General features: G+C 67.2%; 17 protein-coding genes and 1 pseudogene. 6 read left to right on the forward strand and 12 right to left on the reverse strand.

What is annotated here, in order from left to right:
* Positions 1-416: 416 nt before the first annotated feature.
* The 4 genes and pseudogenes from BFF94_RS38350 to BFF94_RS24770 all read right to left on the reverse strand — a co-directional run bounded on the left by BFF94_RS38350 (position 417) and on the right by BFF94_RS24770 (position 3,638).
* The gene (locus BFF94_RS38350) at positions 417-722 is read right to left on the reverse strand and encodes a hypothetical protein (RefSeq protein ID WP_128850956.1); all 306 of its coding nucleotides are present in this window, start codon (positions 720-722) and stop codon (positions 417-419) included.
* A 172-nt stretch (positions 723-894) separates the two neighbouring features.
* Positions 895-1,110 (reverse strand): annotated as a pseudogene (locus tag BFF94_RS38580) (AbiEi antitoxin N-terminal domain-containing protein); the annotation flags it as partial.
* 408 nt (positions 1,111-1,518) lie between these two features.
* The gene (locus BFF94_RS24765; protein ID WP_128850959.1) at positions 1,519-1,953 is read right to left on the reverse strand and encodes an HAD family hydrolase; all 435 of its coding nucleotides are present in this window, start codon (positions 1,951-1,953) and stop codon (positions 1,519-1,521) included.
* A 326-nt stretch (positions 1,954-2,279) separates the two neighbouring features.
* Entirely contained in the window at positions 2,280-3,638 is a 1,359-nt protein-coding gene (locus BFF94_RS24770; protein WP_128850962.1) for an NAD(P)/FAD-dependent oxidoreductase, read from the reverse strand.
* Between the two features lie 99 nt (positions 3,639-3,737).
* Between BFF94_RS24770 and BFF94_RS24775 the strand changes: the two genes are divergently transcribed.
* Positions 3,738-4,691 (forward strand): LysR family transcriptional regulator, encoded by a 954-nt coding sequence (locus BFF94_RS24775; RefSeq protein WP_128850964.1) that lies wholly within the window; start codon positions 3,738-3,740, stop codon positions 4,689-4,691.
* A gap of 21 nt (positions 4,692-4,712) precedes the next feature.
* Here the strand turns inward: BFF94_RS24775 and BFF94_RS24780 are convergent, their stop codons facing one another.
* Complete coding sequence (locus tag BFF94_RS24780; RefSeq protein WP_128850967.1) at positions 4,713-4,910, reverse strand: hypothetical protein; 198 nt, start codon at positions 4,908-4,910, stop codon at positions 4,713-4,715.
* A gap of 195 nt (positions 4,911-5,105) precedes the next feature.
* Here BFF94_RS24780 and BFF94_RS24785 point away from each other — a divergent pair, with 195 nt between their 5' ends.
* Complete coding sequence (locus BFF94_RS24785; RefSeq protein WP_128850969.1) at positions 5,106-6,023, forward strand: AraC family transcriptional regulator; 918 nt, start codon at positions 5,106-5,108, stop codon at positions 6,021-6,023.
* Between the two features lie 363 nt (positions 6,024-6,386).
* On the forward strand, positions 6,387-7,274 hold the full coding sequence (locus BFF94_RS24790) for an NmrA family NAD(P)-binding protein (protein WP_219139966.1): 888 nt from the start codon (positions 6,387-6,389) through the stop codon (positions 7,272-7,274).
* Positions 7,275-7,317: 43 nt separating this feature from the next.
* Here the strand turns inward: BFF94_RS24790 and BFF94_RS24795 are convergent, their stop codons facing one another.
* Both BFF94_RS24795 and BFF94_RS24800 read right to left on the reverse strand, forming a co-directional pair.
* Positions 7,318-8,520 (reverse strand): benzoate/H(+) symporter BenE family transporter, encoded by a 1,203-nt coding sequence (locus BFF94_RS24795; RefSeq protein WP_128850971.1) that lies wholly within the window; start codon positions 8,518-8,520, stop codon positions 7,318-7,320.
* 239 nt (positions 8,521-8,759) lie between these two features.
* The gene (locus BFF94_RS24800) at positions 8,760-9,785 is read right to left on the reverse strand and encodes a fatty acid desaturase (RefSeq protein WP_128850974.1); all 1,026 of its coding nucleotides are present in this window, start codon (positions 9,783-9,785) and stop codon (positions 8,760-8,762) included.
* A gap of 242 nt (positions 9,786-10,027) precedes the next feature.
* On the opposite strand from BFF94_RS24800, the gene BFF94_RS24805 reads away from it, so the two are divergent.
* The gene (locus tag BFF94_RS24805) at positions 10,028-10,852 is read left to right on the forward strand and encodes a phosphate/phosphite/phosphonate ABC transporter substrate-binding protein (protein ID WP_128850977.1); all 825 of its coding nucleotides are present in this window, start codon (positions 10,028-10,030) and stop codon (positions 10,850-10,852) included.
* A 64-nt stretch (positions 10,853-10,916) separates the two neighbouring features.
* On the opposite strand, the gene dbpA is transcribed toward BFF94_RS24805, so the two are convergent.
* From dbpA to BFF94_RS24830, 5 genes are all read right to left on the reverse strand, one after another.
* On the reverse strand, positions 10,917-12,317 hold the full coding sequence (gene dbpA / locus BFF94_RS24810) for an ATP-dependent RNA helicase DbpA (RefSeq protein WP_128850980.1): 1,401 nt from the start codon (positions 12,315-12,317) through the stop codon (positions 10,917-10,919).
* The gene (locus BFF94_RS24815) at positions 12,314-12,514 is read right to left on the reverse strand and encodes a hypothetical protein (RefSeq protein ID WP_128850983.1); all 201 of its coding nucleotides are present in this window, start codon (positions 12,512-12,514) and stop codon (positions 12,314-12,316) included. The genes dbpA and BFF94_RS24815 overlap by 4 nt, the downstream gene beginning before the upstream one ends.
* Positions 12,515-12,779: 265 nt before the next feature.
* Positions 12,780-14,423 carry a malate dehydrogenase (quinone) gene (gene mqo, locus BFF94_RS24820; RefSeq protein WP_128850986.1) on the reverse strand — a complete coding sequence of 548 codons (1,644 nt, stop codon included), beginning with the start codon at positions 14,421-14,423 and terminating at the stop codon, positions 12,780-12,782.
* Positions 14,424-14,945: 522 nt separating this feature from the next.
* Positions 14,946-15,251: a hypothetical protein gene (locus BFF94_RS24825; RefSeq protein ID WP_128850989.1), complete on the reverse strand. Its 306-nt coding sequence runs from the start codon at positions 15,249-15,251 to the stop codon at positions 14,946-14,948.
* A 69-nt stretch (positions 15,252-15,320) separates the two neighbouring features.
* Complete coding sequence (locus BFF94_RS24830; protein ID WP_128850992.1) at positions 15,321-15,809, reverse strand: Lrp/AsnC family transcriptional regulator; 489 nt, start codon at positions 15,807-15,809, stop codon at positions 15,321-15,323.
* A gap of 129 nt (positions 15,810-15,938) precedes the next feature.
* On the opposite strand from BFF94_RS24830, the gene BFF94_RS24835 reads away from it, so the two are divergent.
* Positions 15,939-16,976 (forward strand): histone deacetylase family protein, encoded by a 1,038-nt coding sequence (locus BFF94_RS24835; RefSeq protein ID WP_219139967.1) that lies wholly within the window; start codon positions 15,939-15,941, stop codon positions 16,974-16,976.
* Between the two features lie 70 nt (positions 16,977-17,046).
* Positions 17,047-18,189: a branched-chain amino acid ABC transporter substrate-binding protein gene (locus tag BFF94_RS24840; protein WP_128850994.1), complete on the forward strand. Its 1,143-nt coding sequence runs from the start codon at positions 17,047-17,049 to the stop codon at positions 18,187-18,189.
* Positions 18,190-18,211 lie beyond the last annotated feature (22 nt).

Consider the following 18,211-nt stretch of genomic DNA (forward strand, 5'->3'; position numbering starts at 1 on the left):
ACCGAAAAAACCCCCGACCGCACGAGTGTGCGGCCGGGACAAAAGACACCGTCTCTTGGCACGAGGATGGTGCGCGGCAAGTATAAGATGTGACGAGTGATTGCGAAATATTGTTATTCAACAATTGGTGAAATTTTGTGATTGTGTCTCAACAGGAAATATTTTCGCGAGATGCCGTTTCGTCGATCTGCCGGCGGCGCGGGCGGTCGCATCGCGCGGTACGCCGCGCCACAACACGATCGGCGGCGGACACGGGCCGCTGCGAAAGCTGAACGACAGGAATTGCCGGCGCTGCCGGATCGCATTGCCGGGCCCCGCGATGCGGTCCGGTCTCGCCGGTGCTTTCATGCAGGTGCTTAAAAGCGGTTTGATGCCGAATGAACGATGCGGTGCCGGCGCGTCGCGCCGGCCGCGATTCAGAAATCGTTGCGCATCTTGTGAAGCAGATCGCCGGCCGACTGGTGCGTGTCCACCGCGGTGAGGACATCGGTCAGGAACCACGGCAGGTTCAGTTGCGTATTCGAATCGCCGACGCATACGCGGATCGGCGGCGCCTTCGACGGCGCGCGCGCGTCATGCGTGGCGTCCCGGGACGGGACGCAATTTTTCGCGTGCGCTTGAACCGGAACCGGCGCGGCGGCGCCGGATGTTGCGCCGGCGACTGCCGGCAAGGTGACGGCGGCAAGCAGGGTCAGTACAGCGGCAGTGGCAACGCGTTTCATGAAGGCTCTCCGGCGATGCTCGTTCGACCGCGCGGGCGGGCGCGAGTTCGGCGACGACGCGGCTGCGTTCCGCGCTCAGCCGCGCGCGACGCTTGCTGCCCGCGCAGGCTGCCGGCGGGCATTCGGGCGCGCGGCTTGCGTGACCCGCGCGCCGCGTCATATCACTGATCCTGACCTGCAGGCTGCGAACCACGCCATCCCACTGCAGGCGTCCGCCCTTGCGCATGTAGATGCCGCGCGCCGGCGATACCAACCAGCCGCTGCGCACATAGCGCGCGACGAGGCTGTTGGAGTAATCGTGAGCACGCAGCCAGCGACTCGACACCAGGCTCGTGTCGTCCAGATCGATCAACAGTGAGTTCAATTTTCCGGAATTTTGAGCACTCATGGTGCTCAAAATGCACTCTTTTTAAACCGGAGCCAAGCCAACAAGGGTTTGGCTAGGAAGAAAAAAGATCACTTTGGGTGGTTTTTCTCGGAGAACGATAAACCGGACGCGACACGGTAGCAGCCGGTTCAAGGTAAAGAGTCGAGGCAGGCCCCGCCGGGCATGTTGTACTCGACGTGCGAGCCTCCCGGGGCTCCGTTATCGGTTGCAGCGGGCGCTCCATCGAACTGTCGCCTTCCGGAAAAGATCGGCGCATCGCCCCGAGGCGGGCGATCCGCGCATGCTGGTGAGCTAGCTACTTGGGAGGCGGCGATATTGATGGTTCGATGCGGGGGTATCGGGCGGAGTCGGGCGCGTGTGCAGCCACGCAGGTGGCTGCACGACGACGTCTTCGCGACAACCGTATATTTAGTGCACGCCAGCCAATGCGATCGATCGCACCGTGTCGGTGATGCTCACGCAGCGCGACAGGCCGAAATGCTCGGCTTCGCGGCGCTCCGGTTCGCTGCTCGCAATCGCCACCGCGCGTTCGGGCGGCACGCCGAGCGCCTGCAGCGCGACGTCGAAAGGATGCTGATTTGATCCGGAGTCCTGTTGACTGGCGTCCGTGACGACGACCGAGAAGCGGTCAAGGTTCGCGCGGCCGAACTGGCCTTCGAACATGTCGCTGAGCCGTGCGGCCGGCAGCGTCGTGACGAGACCGAGTCGATATCCTTCTTCCGACGCCTGGTCCAGCCACTGGATGATCGCATCGCGCTGATGGCGCGATTCGTGCGAATCCGGTGTCGCTTCAATTTGCGCGAATGCAGCGTCGAGACGGGTGACGATGGCTTCGATAACCACGGTGATTCCTCTTCAGAGACGTGATGATCCGTTCGCCGACGGGAATGCCACACACCTTAGCGTCGATCCGGAAAACGCAACCAATTAATATTTTTATTCGACTCATACGATTTGGCTAATGAATTGGGTGGCGAGCCAGCGTGGGCGCGGGATGCGTATCGCGCGACATTGTCCGCGCGAATTGCATCGTATCGACGGCGTTCAATGTGATGCACCAGACTCGCGCACGCCGCGAATGCCCCGGGGGTGTGCATATGAAAAAACGGCATATCGAGCGATGACCGCCCGATATGCCGTCCTGCGATGCCGCGTGCGAGCAGGCGCGATCAGTGCAGCTTGATCGACGGCTGGTAGCGGCTTTGCAGCCAGTGGCTCAGCGACTGGAACAGCGTGCGCTTCGCGCCGACCACGCTGAACAGGTGCTTGCGATACAGGAACTTGTACAGGCCGATCGCGGCGAGCCCGTCGACGATCAGCGAGCGCGAACGCACGCCGAGGTCGGCCTGGTACACGGCGCCGGCTTGCCCGAGCGACACGACGGTGCCCGCGTCGCGGAACGTGAAGCCGGCCACCGGCTTGCCGGCGACGCGGCGCGCGAATGCGTTGACCAGATACACGGCCTGCTGGTGCGCGACCTGCGCGCGCGGCGGCAGGAAGCCGCTCGCGCCGGCCGACGGGCACGCGGCGCAGTCGCCGAACGCATACACGTGTGGATCGTCCGGCGTCTGCAGCGTGTCGGTCACGATCACCTGGTTCGACCGATTGAGCGCGATGTCGCCGATTTCCCGCAGGATCGCGGGCCCCGCGACGCCGGCCGCCCAGATCGTGATGTCGCTCGCGAGCCGTTCGCCCGTCGCGGTCGTCACGGCATCCGCGCCCACTTCCGCCACGCGTGTATCGGTCAGCACGTCGACGTTCAGCACGCGAAGCTGCGCGTGCATCTTGCCGGACAGCCGTGCGTCGAGCGCCGGCAGGATGCGCGGGCCGCCCTCGATCAGCCGGATGTACACGTCGCGTGCGGACACCAGCGACTTGAAGCGGTACGTCGTCAGTTGCTGGATCGCGTGCCGCAGCGCGGCGGCCAGCTCGACGCCCGTCGCGCCCGCGCCGATCACGTTGATGCAGATCGGCGCCGCGCGCCGCGCCGGTTGCTGCTCGGCCACGTGATTCGCCTTCGTGCACGCCGCGAGAAACTTGCGGCGGAAATCCTCGGCCTGGTCGAGGTTTTCAAGCGGCAGCGCATGGCGCGCCGCGCCCGGCACGTTGAAGAAGTTCGTCACGCTGCCGACCGCGAGCACGAGATCGTCATAGCCGCGTTCGCGCTGCGGCAGGATTTCCGTGCCGTCCGCGTCCTGCACGGCCGCGATCGTCGCCGTGCGCGCCGCGCGGTCGACCCGTTGCAGCGCGCCCTGCACGAAGCGGAAGCCGTGGCGCTTGGCCTGCGCCGCGTATTCGATCGTATGGGACGCCGGGTCGCGATGGCCCGATGCGGCTTCGTGCAGCAGCGGCTTCCAGAAGTGCGTCGGGTAGCGGTCGACGAGCACGACTTCGGCTTGCCCGCGGCGTCCGACCGTATCGCCGAGACGCGCGGCGAGCTGCAGGCCGCCGGCGCCGCCGCCGACGATCACGATGCGCGGCATGCGCGGTGCGCGGTCCGTTGCAAGGTTGGGCGTGGTGTTGTCCATGTTGGGCTCCCGCTGATGACGATTCGGATGACATTGCTCAGGAACCGACGATATAGTTTCGAACCCACTCGAACAATTTAATGTTTATAAGCGACTCATATGTATTCACTTATAGGTAAGACCGCGACGTTCCGGCAGCTGAAGGCGCTGGACATGATTGCGCGGCTCGGCAGCGTGTCGCGGGCGGCCGAGGAACTGAACCTGACGCAGCCGGCCGTTTCGCTGCAGGTTCGGCTGCTCGAGGAGGCCGTGGGCGCCGCGCTGCTGCAGCGGGTGGGGCGCGGCGTGCAGCTGACCGCGGCCGGCGAGATCGTGTCGCGCTATGCGCGCGAGATCCTGCATCTGTGGAGCGAGGCCGGCGACGAAGTGGCCGCGCTGACGGGCGACCTCGGCGGCACGCTGCGGATCGGCGCGATCACGACGGCGGAGTACCTGATTCCGCCGCTGCTCGTCAAATTCACCGCGACGCGTCCGCATGTGAAGACGTATTTCAAGGTCGGCAACCGCGACGACATCATCCGCATGCTCGCGACGCATGAAATCGATCTCGCGGTGATGGGCAGCGCGCCGAAGGAGTTGCGCACGCATGCGGTTGAGTTCGCGAAGCATCCGATGGTGTTCGTCGCGGCGCCCGGCCATCCGCTGATGCAGCGCAAGCGGGTCGCGCTGAAGGATCTCGAATCCGCGCACCTGCTCGTGCGCGAACGCGGCGCAGGCACGCGCTCGACGGTCGAGAGTTTGTTCAAGACGGCCGGCTACCGTTTCCATGTGGGGTCCGAATTGTCGAGCAACGAGGCCATCAAGCAGATGGCCGAAGCCGGGCTCGGCATCGCGTTCCTGTCGTTGCACGCGTGTGCACTCGAACTGCGCACGGGGCTGCTCGGGCAACTGCCGTTCCCCGGCAACCCGATCGAGCGCGAATGGTATGTGGTCACGCTCGCCGACCGGCGAATCTCGCAGGTAACGGGGCTGTTCCGCGATTTCCTGATCAAGCAGGGCGCGCCGGTGATCGACGGCGCGACGGCGGCACCGCACGAGCGGCGGCGCAAGTAGGCGATGACGCCGGCCGGCCGGTCAGACGGGCCCGAAGTCGTCGTTGCTGTCGGGAATCGACGCGAGCAGCCGTTCGAGCCGATACCAGCCGACGAGGCGCAGGCACCAGGCGGCGAGGGCAGTCCGATCGTTGCGGGCGCAGGGGCCGGACGAAGCGCGGGTGGCGGCGGACGGCGATGACGCGGTGAACGCCGCGCGTCGCAAACAGTAATGGGGCATGACGGTCTCCGTAGGTGTCGGATGGAGCGATCGTAAGCGGTGCGGCGCACGCCGGCGCGCATGCAAGGATCGTCCCGAGCAGGAACGGATGATCTTTTTCTGTTCCGGCCGGGCGCCCCTCCGCAGGTCCGGCACGCCGGCCCGAAACGCGTCACAATGCGCGTTCGGCACCCGATCATCTGGTGGAGACAATCAATGAGCGATGCGATTCTTGCCGCGCCGACGGACAACGGCGTCCCGGTCAGCCTGCGCTCGAGCCGCGGGCTCGGCTGGCACGGCTTTGGCGCGTCACTGCTGGAGATCCGCGCGGGCACGTACCGGATTCCGGCAGCCGAGCATCACCGCATCGGCGTGCATATCGGCGCGCCCGTTCGCGCGGATTGCGTGTGCGACGGCGAACGCGTGTCGCGCATCCAGGCGCACGGCGACGTCGACGTGATTCCGGCCGGCCTGCCCGGCCAGTGGACCGACAGCGCTGACTGCCGGATCCTGCACATCGCGCTCAGTGACACGTTCGTGCGGCGGACCGTCGAGCAACTCGAACTGAAGCCGTCGCAGGCGCAGATCCGCCGCCGGCTGCAGGTGCGCGACCCGCGCCTGCAGTACATCGCGTGGGCGATGGCCGCCGAGCTCGAAGCGGACGACGCGTCGGATCCGCTCTATGCGGAAAGCCTGTGCACGGCGCTCGTCGCGCGGCTGGTCGACGGCCAGCCGGCGTTCCGCGAGCGCCGGCGCACGCTCGCGCCGAAGGCGGCGGCGCGCGTGATCGACTATGTCGAAGCGAACCTCGACCGGCGCATGACGCTGGCCGAACTCGCGGCGCTCGTGTCGATCAGCGTGCCCCATTTCAAGGTGCTGTTCCGCGAAACGCTCGGAATGCCCGTGCACCAGTACGTCGTGCGGCGGCGGGTCGAGCGCGCGAAGGTGTTGTTGCTCGAAGGCCGGCTCAGTATCAGCCAGATCGCGCTGGAAGCCGGGTTTGCGCATCAGAGCCACATGGCGAACTGGATGAACCGCGTGCTCGGCGCGACGCCGACGGAGATTGCGCGATCGGGGGCGCGGGGCGGGCTGCGGCTGGCTTATGACGGCGAGGGCGGCGGGAGCGCGGCATAACGAAGCGGTAGCGCCGTGCCGGATCCGGGATGGCGCGTCTGATCCCGGGGCAATCGTCCAGCAGGCTGTTGGACAATTGCCGCGTTCACCGTCATCCGGAAACCGCCTCCCCGTTTCCCCGTTTCCCGCGGGCCTGCTGATGCGCAACGCGCTGGGCGTGAGCGGCTCATCCATCACGGGCGTGTTGTCGCTCGTCATCGGCAAGACCGTACGATTCGAAGCGTGAGACGACGCATCGGACAACGCGCATGGCAGCCGCCATCCAATCCGTCATCCTTTCCTGCTCGATTCATCCCTCCGTGCGCGCCGGGCCTGTCGCGCAACCCGACAATCACATCACCTTCATCCCCCAAGGAGCGAATCGTGTTCGTGATCTTCGGCGCATCCGGCAACGTCGGCCTGTCGACCGTGACGACCTTGCGCAACGCAGGCCATCCCGTGCGCGTGGTGCTGCGCGACGCACGCCATCGTGAACGTTTCGCGCAGCTCGGCTGCGATGTCGCGATCGCGGAGCTGACGGACGAGCGCGCGATCGCCGCCGCGATCGACGGTGCGCAGGCCGTGCAGATGCTGTGCCCGGTGCCCGTCGCCGACCCCGATCCGGCTGCGACGATGGCGCGGACGATCGACGTCGCGACCGCCGCGCTCGCCGCGAACGCGCCGCCGGCGCTGCTCGCACTGTCGGACTACGGCGCGGAGCGCGACGGCAATACGGGCATCACCCGCCTCTTTCACCGCCTCGAGGAACGGCTTAAGACGATCCCGACGCAACTGACGCTGCTGCGTTCGGCCGAGCACCTGCAGAACTGGACGCGCATCCTGCCGGTCGCGCTCGGCACCGGCGTGCTGCCGAGCTTCCACCATCCGGTCGGCAAGGTATTTCCGACGGTCTGGGCGCCCGATGTGGGCGTCGTCGCGGCGCGGCTGCTGCTCGATGCGCCCGAAGGCGGCAACGCGCCGCGCATCGTCAGCGTCGAAGGGCCGCAGCGGGCGAGCGTGACGGCGATCGCGGAGTCGCTCGGCGCGGCGGCCGGCCGCGCGATCGTCGCGCATGAACTGCCGCGCGACACGTGGAGCGCGACGCTGCTGCGCGCCGGGCTCAGCGAACGCCATGCTCAACTGATCGTCGATCTCTACGACGTGCACAACGCCGGACAGATCGACGTCGAGGCCGGCGTGTCGGAGCGGCTTTACGGCACGACGACGCTGGCGGATGCGCTCGCGCAACTGGTGCGCCGGCACGCGCGCTGATTGAAGCGGCGGCGCGCGATGCGCATGATGCGCACGATGCGCGTCATGCCGGCCGCCGCACCTTGTTCAGCACCGCATACGACAGCGATCCGATCACGATTCCCCAGAACGCGGAGCCGAGCCCGAGCCACGTCATCCCCGACGCGGTCGCGAGGAACGTGATCACCGACGCCTCGCGGTGGTTCTCGTCCTCGAAGATCCCGTGCATGTTCGCGCCGATCGCGCCGATCAGCGCGAGCCCCGCGAGGATCGCGACGAACGCCTTCGGCAATGCGAAGAACACCGTGACGATCGTGCCCGCGAAGAGGCCGCCGACCAGGTAGAACGCACCGTTCGCGAGCCCGGCGATGTAGCGCCGGTCCGGATCCTCGTGTGCGTCCTTGCCGGTGCAGAGCGCCGCGGTGATCGCCGCGACGACGATCGTGATCCCGCCGAAGCACGCGACGACCAGCGACATCACGCTGGTCGCGGTGATGATCGGTCGCGCGCTCGTGTGATAGCCGGACACGCGCAGGATCGTCATCCCCGGCAGGAACTGGCCGGTGAGGCTGACGACGACGAGCGGCAGCGCGAGGCTGAGCGTCGTGCCGAGCGTCCATTCGGGCGCGATGAAGATCGGCCGCGCGATGCCCGGCGACACGTTGCCGAGATGCGTCATCCCGAGCAGCGTCGCGAGCGCGGCGCCGGTCAGCAGCACGAGCACGATGCTGTAGCGCGGCAGCAGGCGCTTGAAGATCACGTAGGCCGCGATCATCCCGAACGCGAGCGTGGGCTGCTCCGATGCGGCGGCGAACGCGTGCGTGCCGAACGGCAGCAGGATGCCGGCCATCATCCCGCACGCGATGCCGCGCGGAATGTGGCGCACGAGCCGGTCGAAATAACCGGTCACGCCGATCAGCAGGATGATCAGCGCGGCCGTGATGTACGCGCCGACGGCCTGGTTGAGCGTCAGTTGCGGAAACAGGCCGACGAGCAGCGCGGTGCCGGGCGCCGACCATGCGGTAACGACCGGCACCTTCAGCTTCCAGCTCGCGAACAGGCCCGATACGCCCGCGCCGATCGAGATCGCCCAGACCCACGACGACACCATCGCGGTGGACGCGTGGGCCGCCTGCGAAGCCTGGAAGAAGATCGCGAGCGGGCCCGCGTAGGAAATCAGTACCGCGAGAAAGCCGGCCGTGATCGCGGAAACGGACCAGTCGTTGCCGATCGTGCGGATCGCGCCGGGCGGGGTGTTCGATTGCATCGTCGTCGGGAGTGCGGCGCGCGGCCGTGAGGCAGAGCCGGGGCGAATGGTTGTTGGAGGCCCCGGATGAGCCGCCATTCTGGGCATTGCCGACCCAATTGGCAATTCGCCGGCGACGATCTGCGTTGTCGGCTTTTCGTAAGCAATATGCGGCGGGCGGGCGAATGGGCCGCCGCGCGGCGTGTCGCCTGCGTCGCTGAATCCGGCGCTTTCACGACGAAGCGTGGCGCCGTCGAGCGTCACGTGCTGATCTGCAGCACCTTGTCGACCACCGCCACCTTCACGCCGCTTCCCGTCGACAACGATGCGGTTCCCTGATCGAACGGATGCACGGGCGCATCGGTCGGCGTCCATGCATGGCGCGCCAGCAGCTCGCGATACCCGCCGCGGATCACGAAGCCGCCGCATTTCTCCGCGTACGCGTCGCGGCGCATCCGGTACGCGCGCGGCAGGTCGTACCACGGCAGCTTCGGCAGGTCGTGATGAACGAGGTGATAGTTGTTGTTCAGGTACAGCAGCCGCATCGCGAAGCCGGCTTCGTTGATCGCGATGCGCGCCTTCGGATGCCGCGCGGCGCGATGCTCGAAGAGCGAGCGGATCATCGCGAGCGACAGCGCGGGCCATGTGACCGCCAGCAGGTAGTACCACCACGGCACGCCGATCGCCCGTTGCAGCCACGCGAGCAGCGCGGCCGCGCAGGCGACGTGCGTCGCCCACATCGGCAGATGACGGAAGTCGCCGCGCCGGAACGCGGCGAACGCACCGGCGCACGTCGCGGCGATGGCGAGCGGCGGCCCGACGACGATTCGTCCGACGAAGGTCTTGCGTGCGACCGTCAGCACGCGGCGCCAGCGCGGCAGCCGCGCCCAGCGTTCGCGCGTGACGTAGTTCGTTTCCGGATCGACGCCGGGCACGGTCAGGTCTTCGTCGCGATGATGCTCGAGATGCGTGTCGCGATACAGCGTGTACGGATACCAGATCGTCAGCGGCGGATAGCCGAGCAGCTTGTTCACGAAGGCGGAACGCGTCGGATGGCCGTGCAGCAGCTCGTGCTGCAGCGACAGGTGCCACGCGCCGAGCAGGATCAGCGGCGGCGTCGCGGCCGCGAGCGACAGGTTTCCCGCACGCACGAGCAGCAGCACGGCGAGCCAGCCGCCGTAGATCGCGACGACCAGCAACCAGGTCGGCCACTCGGTGCGGGCGGTGAAGCGGGCGTCGAGCGCGGCAATCGCGCGCGCGTGGTCGACGTCGAAGTATTCGGCCATGGCGTTGAGGCGGGATGGATCGGGCAATGCGGGGAACGAGCGGTTGAACCGGAGCGCTCGGCCCGGGTGCGCAGGTGTCTCGCGGATCACGGTCGGCCTGCCCGGCATCGCGCGATGGCGACGCCGGCAGGCATTCGAACGGTACCCGGCGGTCGCGGCGCGGCCAACCAATCGATTCGCATTTGCTTATCGCCGTGCGGCCGATAAGCTTCGGGGGCGCCGCCGATGCGTAGAATGCCCGCATGAGCCAATGGATCGCACAACTGCCGATGTACAACGTGACGCCGCGCCACGCCGCACTGTGGCGCGCGCTGCTGCGCGACGCGCTCGACGCGTTCGCGAACGCGGGCGGGCCTGCCGATGTCGTGCTTCCCGGCGAACCGTTCGACGACCTGCACGCGCTGTGGCGGCGCGACGATCTGCTGCTGTCGCAGACCTGCGGCTACCCGTACCGGATGCTCGGCTTGCGCGACGTCGTGCGATTGATCGCGACGCCCGCTTTCGACGTGGAAGGCTGCCACGGCGCGCATTACAGCAGCGTGCTGGTCGTGTCGGCACGCGCGCATGCGGGCGGCGCGACGACGCTCCCCGCCTGTCGCGGGCTGCGTGCCGCATTCAACGGTGCCGATTCACACAGCGGGATGAATGCCTTCCGGCACGCGGTCGCGCCGCATGCGCACGACGGCCACTTCTTCGGATCGGTGACGCCGCTCGGCTCGCACCTGAACGTGCTGCGCGCGCTGGCTTCAGGCGAGGCCGATTGCGCGGCGATCGACTGCGTGACGTTTGCGTATGTGCGCGACGCGCTGCCCGGGTTGCTGGAGGAGATTCGGATCATCGGCATGACGGCGTCCGCGCCGGGGCTGCCGTTCATCGCATCGCGGGCACTGGAAGAAACGCAGGTCGCTGCATTGCAGGATGCGCTGGACATCGCGGTCGCAGCCGATACGGAACGGGCGCGCGTGCTGCGGCTGAGGGGATTCGAACGGCTGTCGCCGCGCGATTACGACACGATTGCCCGGTTTGCGCGGGACGCCGCCGCGCACGGGTATCCGGAACTGGCGTGATGCGCCGGTAGTGCGGGCGCGTGCGGGTGGCGCGGAACGGTGCGACCGTCCGCGCCGCTTCCCGTTACTCTTCTTCGTCCATCAACCGGACCTTGACCCGCTTGCCCTTGATCTTCCCCGCATTGAGCTTGCGCAGCGCGTCGTGCGCGACGCCGCGCTCGATCGCGACATAGGTCGAGAACTCGGTCACGTTGATCTTGCCGATCTGCTTGCCGTCGAACCCCGCGTCGCCGGTCAGCGCGCCGAGCACGTCGCCCGGGCGGATCTTGTCCTTGCGCCCGCCGAGAATCTGCAGCGTTTCCATCGGCGGCAGCAGCGTGTCGTCGCCGGCCGGTTTCAGCTCGGCGAGCGGATGCCATTCGACCTCGCGCTTCTGCGCCTGCTCGATCCCGCCGACGCGGCCCATCTCGTCCATGCTCGCGAGGCTGAGCGCCCAGCCGTCCTGATCCGCGCGGCCCGTGCGGCCGATGCGGTGCACGTGCACTTCGGGGTCGGGCGTCACGTCGACGTTGATCACCGCTTCGAGCTGCGCGATGTCGAGCCCGCGCGCCGCGACGTCGGTCGCCACCAGCACCGAGCAGCTGCGGTTCGCGAACTGGATCAGCACCTGGTCGCGCTCGCGCTGGTCGAGCTCGCCGTGCAGCGCGAGCGCATGGAAACCTTGCGCGTGCAGCACGTCGAGCAGGTCGCGGCACTGCTGCTTCGTGTTGCAGAACGCGATCGTGCTCACCGGCCGGTAGTGGTTCAGCAACTGGCCCACTGCATGCAGCCGCTCGTTCTCGGTCACTTCATAGAAGCGCTGGCGGATCTTGCTGTCGTCGTGACGCTCCGCGAGCTTCACTTCCTTCGGGTTGCGCAGGAACTGCTGGCTCAGCTTCACGATGCCGTCCGGATAGGTCGCGGAGAACAGCAGCGTCTGGCGCGTCGGCGGGCACATCCGCGCGACCTTCGCGATGTCGTCGAAAAAGCCCATGTCGAGCATCCGGTCGGCTTCGTCGAGCACGAGCGTGTTCAGCGCGTCGAGCTTCAGGGTGCCGCGATCGAGGTGATCCATGATGCGGCCCGGCGTGCCGACGACGATATGCGCGCCGTGCTCGAGGCTCTGCGTCTGCGGGCGCATCGGCGTGCCGCCGCACAGCGTCAGCACCTTCACGTTCTCCTCGGCGCGCGCGAGGCGGCGCACTTCCTGCGTGACCTGGTCGGCGAGTTCGCGGGTCGGGCACAGGATCATCGCCTGCACGTCGAAGCGGCGCGCGTCGAGGCGCGCCAGCAGCGCGAGCGAGAACGCGGCGGTCTTGCCGCTGCCCGTCTTCGCCTGCGCGATCAGGTCCTGGCCGGCCAGCGCGATCGGCAGGCTTGCGGCCTGGATCGGCGTCATGTCGACATAGCCGAGCTGCGTCAGGTTGGCGAGCGTGGCGGGCGTCAGCGGCAGTACGCTGAAGGGCGTTGCGGTCGGTTGGGTCATGCCGGGTCGTCTCCGAGGTAAGGGCGGCCTGCCATCTGCTCGTAGACGATCGTGCCGTCTTCGGCGTCGAAGCGCTCGAGATAGTTGCGCGCGCCGCACAGCGGGCAGCGGAACAGCAGCCCCTGGCCCTCGTCCTTGATGACGACGTCGGACGTCTCCCACTGCGTGCCGCAGCTCTGGTTTCTGCAGGTAAACACGGTCTTTCTCCAGCTGAATTCGGTTGATGGCGCGCCCGGGCGGGCGCGGCAACGGTGTGCGGCGCTCGCGCGGTTCGGGCGCGGGCCGCACCGGCGGCCGTTTGGACTGCGTCGATGCGGATGATGGATCGGGCGGCGACGGGGTCGCGCGTGCCGCAATTCTAGCGGAAGCCGGCGACCGGCTGGGAGCCGCCGCCGGTGCGCGCCATGAAAAACGGCCGCCCCGGAGGGCGGCCGTGCCGTGCGGGGAACAGCGTGCGATGCGTTACAGCGCCATGTCGGCCGATGCCTTGGCCGGGCGGGCCGGCGCGCTGCCGGCGGCCTGCGACGGCACACTGACGTCGATCTTCGGCGGCGGCGAGAGCTGCAGCACGTCGCTCGTATAGGTCCATTCCTCGACGACCTTCGCCGGGCTGTCGTTCAGCTTCGTGCCGTAGCTTGGCACGATCTGGCGGATCTTCTGCTGCCACTCGGGCGTCGCGACCTTGTCCTTGAACACCTTCTTCATCATGCTCAGCATGATCGGCGCGGCTGTCGACGCGCCCGGCGATGCGCCGAGCAGGCCCGCGATGCTGCCGTCCTGCGAGCTGACGATCTCGGTGCCGAGCTTCAGCACGCCGCCCTTCACCGGGTCGCGCTTGATGATCTGCACGCGCTGGCCGGCCTGCCACAGGCGCCAGTCTTCCTTCTTCGCATTCGGGAAGTATTCCTTCAGCGCGTTGAAGCGGTCGTCGTCGGACAGCATCAACTGGCCGGCCAGGTACTGGACCAGCGGGAATTCGTCGACGCCCACGCGCATCATCGGCGCGACGTTGTGCAGGTTGGTGCTCTTCGCGAGGTCGAAGTACGAGCCGTTCTTCAGGAACTTGGTCGAGAACGTCGCGAACGGCCCGAACAGGATGATCTTCTTGCCGTCGATGATCCGCGTGTCGAGGTGCGGCACCGACATCGGCGGCGAGCCGACCGATGCCTTGCCGTAGGCCTTCGCGAGATGCTGCTTCACGACGTCGGGGTTGTCGGTCACGAGGAACGAGCCGCCGACCGGGAATGCGCCGTAGTCCTTCGCCTCGGGGATGCCCGACGCCTGCAGCAGGTGCAGCGCGCCGCCGCCCGCGCCGATGAACACGAACTTCGCGTCGACGGCCTGCGGCGGTTCATCCGAATGCAGCTTGACCCACGACACGTGCCACGTGCCGTCGGCGTTGCGCGTGATCTCGCGCACTTCGCTCGACAGCGACAGCGTGAAATTCGGCTGCGTCTTCAGGTAGCCGACGAACTGGCGCGTGATCTCGCCGAAGTTCACGTCGGTGCCGATCGGCGTCCACGTTGCCGCGACCTTCTGGTTGCGGTCGCGGCCTTCCATCATCAGCGGCACCCACTGCTTGATCTGGTCGTAGTCTTCCGAATACTGCATCCCGCGGAACAGCGGGCTCGCCTGCAGCGCGTCGTAGCGCTTCTTCAGGAAGCGGACGTTGTCGTCGCCCCACACGAAGCTCATGTGCGGCGTCGAGTTGATGAACGAGTGCGGGTTCTTCAGCACGCCCTGCCTGACCTGCCACGCCCAGAACTGGCGCGAGATCTGGAACGACTCGTTGATCTCGACGGCCTTCGAGATGTCGATCTTGCCGTCCGCCTTCTCCGGCGTGTAGTTGAGTTCGGCGAGCGCCGAGTGGCCGGTGCCGGCGTTGTTCCAGCCGTTCGAGCTTTCCAGCGCGACGCCGTCGAGGCGCTCGACCATCGTCATCGACCAGTCAGGCTGAAGCTCGTGCAGCCAGACGCCGAGCGTCGAGCTCATGATTCCGCCGCCCACCAGCAGGACGTCGACCTTCTTCGTATCGGCCGCGTGCGCGGACGACGCGGCGACGCACAACGCGAGCGCCGACAGTATTACCCGTAACGTTTTGATCACAGCAGATCCTTCTTCAACTTGGATGCATCGGTTTGCCAAGCCGCCCGGCGTGCGTTTCGACCGCGGCGAAACACGTATCCGGAGATCCGGACCGCGAATCCGGAATTCCGGATCGACGCTGCACGCCGTTGCATTTGCGCACGCGAAACCGTCGTGAAGGACACCTTCGGACCGGCTTCCGGCGGGCAGGCAATCGCCTGCCTCGCGGTGGCGTGCCAGGCGCCCGGGCCCTTGCGGCAAGCCTGCGCGGACGGCGCTTCAGGCTGCGTTGAAAGAGGCCGCGCGCGGCGCGTTTCGTGGGAGCGGGGTGGCAAGGGGCGCGTAATATAACCGAACTCGTTTGCTGTGTCGCAAACGAAAAATGCCGTTGTTTTTGTGGGGTTTTTTGCGTGTCCGGGTTTCCGGAACGATGGTTGCCGGAACCGGGAAAGATGGGGATAACCGAGTGGGATCGGAACGGAATTTCGCGGGCGTCATGTCGCGGCATCGCGCCGCGACATGAGCGCGTTCCGTCACGTCACGTCACTTCGCGAAATCGTTGTGGCAGAACTGCTCGTACGTTTGCGCCGAATTCGCGAAACCCTTCTGCTTCGCGAGTTCCCACGTGCGTTCGCATTGCTGGGTCTGTTCGCACCACGAATAGCCGGCCGAGCCGATGCAGCCGTGCGCGTCGCGATCGCCGCCGACCATCGGCGGGGCGGCCGGCGCGGAAGGTTCGGCGGGCGTCGACGCAGCGGCCGGTGCGGAGGATTGCGCCGCGCAGGCGCTCAATGCAAATGCGCAGGCGATCGCGGCGGCAAGCGACGCGGAAGGTAGCAGGCGTTTCATAGGGTAGCGCTCCATGGGATGACGATCGACAGCGGATGCCCGTGCGCGGGCGCATGAAAACATCAACGATCACGCGTCTGGCACCGGCACGCGCGACGAGAACTTCACTTCGCGCAACGCCAGGCTCGACTGGATCGACGACACGCCCGGCTGCTTGCGCAACACGCGCTCGACGAATTCCGCATACGCATCGAGATCGGCCGCGACGACCTGCAGGAGGTAATCGGCCGCGCCGGTGATCTTGTGGCACGACGTCACTTCGTCGTGACGCCGCATCACGTCCTCGAAGTGATCCGAATCCTGGTCCGAATGCATGTTGAACGTCACCTGCACGAACGCGAACACGTTCATGCCGAGCGCGCGCCGGTCGAGGTTCGCCTGGTAGCCGGTGATCACGCGCTCGTCCTCGAGCCGCTTGCGGCGGCGCCAGCACGGCGTGACGCTCAGCGACAGCTTCTCGCCGAGCGTCGCGTTCGACAGCGCGCCGTCCTCCTGCAGCAGGCGGAGCATCGCGCGATCGACGCCGTCGAGTTCAGCCGAAGCGCGATTTTTGCTCATATCCGGTGTTCCGTAGACAGATTTCTCAAAATTGTACGAAACGAAGAGGTGGAAAGCAAAGTTATTGCCGGCCGGCGTCAATAGACTGTTGTCATCCCTCCCTCATTGCCCTCACCGCCACGGTCAACCATGCTCACGGTCTACAGCAGCGATCACCACCTGCATCGCGGCGTCGAACTGAAGGACGGCGCGATCACCGATTCATTCGAAACCCCCCTTCGCGCCGAAACGGTGCTCGCGCAGGTGCGTGCCGCCGGCCTCGGCGACGTGATCGCGCCGCGCGCGTTCGACCGCGCCAGCTACGCCGGCGCGCACAGCGCACGCTACGTCGATTTCCTCGCCGGCGCATGGGACGAATGGACCGCGACCGGCCGCACGTGCCAGGCGCTGCCGCTCGTGTGGCCGGTGCGCGCGATGCCCGCCGCCGCGACGCCGCCCGCGTTCATCGACGGCAAGCTCGGCTTCTACGCGATGGACGCCGGCGCGCCGATCAACGCCGGCACGTGGGATGCCGTGAGCGCGAGCGCGAACTCGGCGCTCACCGGCGCCGACCTGCTGTCGAACGGCGGCGCGCGCGCGGCCTTCGCGCTGTGCCGCCCGCCCGGCCATCACGCAGGACGCGAATACATGGGCGGCTACTGCTACCTGAACAACGCGGCGATCGCCGCGCAGCACGGCATCGCGCGGGGCGCCGCGCGCGTCGCGGTGCTCGACGTCGATTTCCATCACGGCAACGGCACGCAGGACATCTTCTACGACCGCGCGGACGTGTTGTTCGCGTCGATCCACGGCGAGCCGCCGGTGTCGTATCCGTACTTCTCCGGCTATGCGGACGAGCGCGGCATCGGCGCGGGCGCAGGCTTCAACCTGAACCTGCCGCTGCCGAAGGGCACGCAGTGGGACACCTACGCAACGGCGCTCGGCCATGCGACGGCCGCGATCGCCGCGCATGCGCCCGACCTGCTCGTCGTGTCGCTCGGCGTGGATACCTTCGAGCACGACCCGATCAGCCATTTCCGGCTGCGCTCGCCCGACTACCTGCGCATCGGCGAGGCGCTCGCGCGCCTGGGCCTGCCGACGCTGTTCGTGATGGAAGGCGGCTACATGGTCGACGAGATCGGCATCAACGCGGTGAACGTATTGCTGGGATTCGAAGGGCGTGCGTGAAGCGTATGCGCGACCTTCGACGCACGACGGATCTGGACCCGAACGAAGCGCGACAAGGAAGGAGACAAGCATGAATCGGCATCACAAGACGGCATTCGCCACCGCGGCCGCACTGACGTGCGCGCTGTCCGCATGGCCCGCGCACGCGGACGAGATCGTGCGCATCGGGCACGTCGCGCCGCTGACCGGCGCGATCGCGCACCTCGGCAAGGACAGCGAGAATGGCGCGCGGCTCGCGGTCGAGGAAATCAATGCGAAGGGGCTCGTGATCGGCGGCAGGAAGATCACGCTGCAGCTCGACGCGCAGGACGACGCGGGCGATCCGCGCACCGCGACGCAGGTCGCGCAGCGGCTCGTCGACGACAAGGTCGTCGGCGTCGTCGGCCATCACAACTCGGGTACGTCGATTCCGGCGTCACGCGTCTATCGCGACGGCGGCGTCGTGCAGATCTCGCAGGCCGCGACCAACCCGACGTACACGCAGCAGGGCTTCAAGACGACCTATCGCGTCGTCGCGACCGACGCGCAGCAGGGGCCGGCGCTCGCGATGTATGCGGCGAAGCACATGGGGATCAGGACGGTGGCCGTGGTCGACGATTCGACCGCGTACGGGCAGGGCCTCGCGACCGAGTTCGAGAAGGCCGCGAAATCGGCCGGCATGAAGGTCGTATCGCGCGACGCGACCAACGACAAGGCGATCGACTTCCGCGCGATCCTGACGAAGATCAAGGGCGAGAACCCGGACGCGATCATGTACGGCGGGATGGATGCGACGGGCGGCCCGCTCGCGAAGCAGGCGCGCCAGCTCGGCATGCGCGCGAAGATCCTCGCCGGCGACGGCGTGTGCTCGACCGACCTGCCGAAGCTCGCGGGCCCGGCATCCGACAACGTCGTGTGCTCGGAAGCCGGTATCGCGCTCGAGAAGATGCCGGGCGGCGCGGCGTTCGCGAAGCGCTACGAAGCGCGTTACCACCAGCCGATGCAGGTGTATGCGCCGTTCTCGTACGACGCGGTCAATATCATCGTCGACGCGATGAAGCGCGCGAATTCGACGGACCCGGCGAAGGTGCTGGCCGCGATGCCGGCCACCGACTATCGCGGCGTGATCGGCGAAACCGGCTTCACGCCGCAGGGCGACCTGAAGCACGGTGCGATCTCGGTGTTCACGTACAAGAGCGGCAGGAAGGCGCTGCTCGATATCGTCAGGATGTAACGCAGGGCCGCGAACCGGTATC

Origin of the sequence: Burkholderia catarinensis, assembly GCF_001883705.2 — a bacterium.
Classification (GTDB): domain Bacteria; phylum Pseudomonadota; class Gammaproteobacteria; order Burkholderiales; family Burkholderiaceae; genus Burkholderia; species Burkholderia catarinensis.

Excerpts from the sequence above, each read along its gene's own strand:
- BFF94_RS24805 (WP_128850977.1), top strand. The coding sequence starts at position 10,028 with ATGAGCCAATGGATCGCACAACTGCCGATGTACAACGTGACGCCGCGC.
- BFF94_RS24800 (WP_128850974.1), bottom strand. The coding sequence starts at position 9,785 with ATGGCCGAATACTTCGACGTCGACCACGCGCGCGCGATTGCCGCGCTC.
- BFF94_RS24780 (WP_128850967.1), bottom strand. The coding sequence starts at position 4,910 with ATGCCCCATTACTGTTTGCGACGCGCGGCGTTCACCGCGTCATCGCCG.
- BFF94_RS24795 (WP_128850971.1), bottom strand. The coding sequence starts at position 8,520 with ATGCAATCGAACACCCCGCCCGGCGCGATCCGCACGATCGGCAACGAC.
- BFF94_RS24835 (WP_219139967.1), top strand. The coding sequence starts at position 15,939 with ATGCTCACGGTCTACAGCAGCGATCACCACCTGCATCGCGGCGTCGAA.
- BFF94_RS24770 (WP_128850962.1), bottom strand. The coding sequence starts at position 3,638 with ATGGACAACACCACGCCCAACCTTGCAACGGACCGCGCACCGCGCATG.
- BFF94_RS38350 (WP_128850956.1), bottom strand. The coding sequence starts at position 722 with ATGAAACGCGTTGCCACTGCCGCTGTACTGACCCTGCTTGCCGCCGTC.
- BFF94_RS24785 (WP_128850969.1), top strand. The coding sequence starts at position 5,106 with ATGAGCGATGCGATTCTTGCCGCGCCGACGGACAACGGCGTCCCGGTC.
- BFF94_RS24840 (WP_128850994.1), top strand. The coding sequence starts at position 17,047 with ATGAATCGGCATCACAAGACGGCATTCGCCACCGCGGCCGCACTGACG.
- BFF94_RS24775 (WP_128850964.1), top strand. The coding sequence starts at position 3,738 with ATGTATTCACTTATAGGTAAGACCGCGACGTTCCGGCAGCTGAAGGCG.
- dbpA (WP_128850980.1), bottom strand. The coding sequence starts at position 12,317 with ATGACCCAACCGACCGCAACGCCCTTCAGCGTACTGCCGCTGACGCCC.
- BFF94_RS24830 (WP_128850992.1), bottom strand. The coding sequence starts at position 15,809 with ATGAGCAAAAATCGCGCTTCGGCTGAACTCGACGGCGTCGATCGCGCG.
- BFF94_RS24825 (WP_128850989.1), bottom strand. The coding sequence starts at position 15,251 with ATGAAACGCCTGCTACCTTCCGCGTCGCTTGCCGCCGCGATCGCCTGC.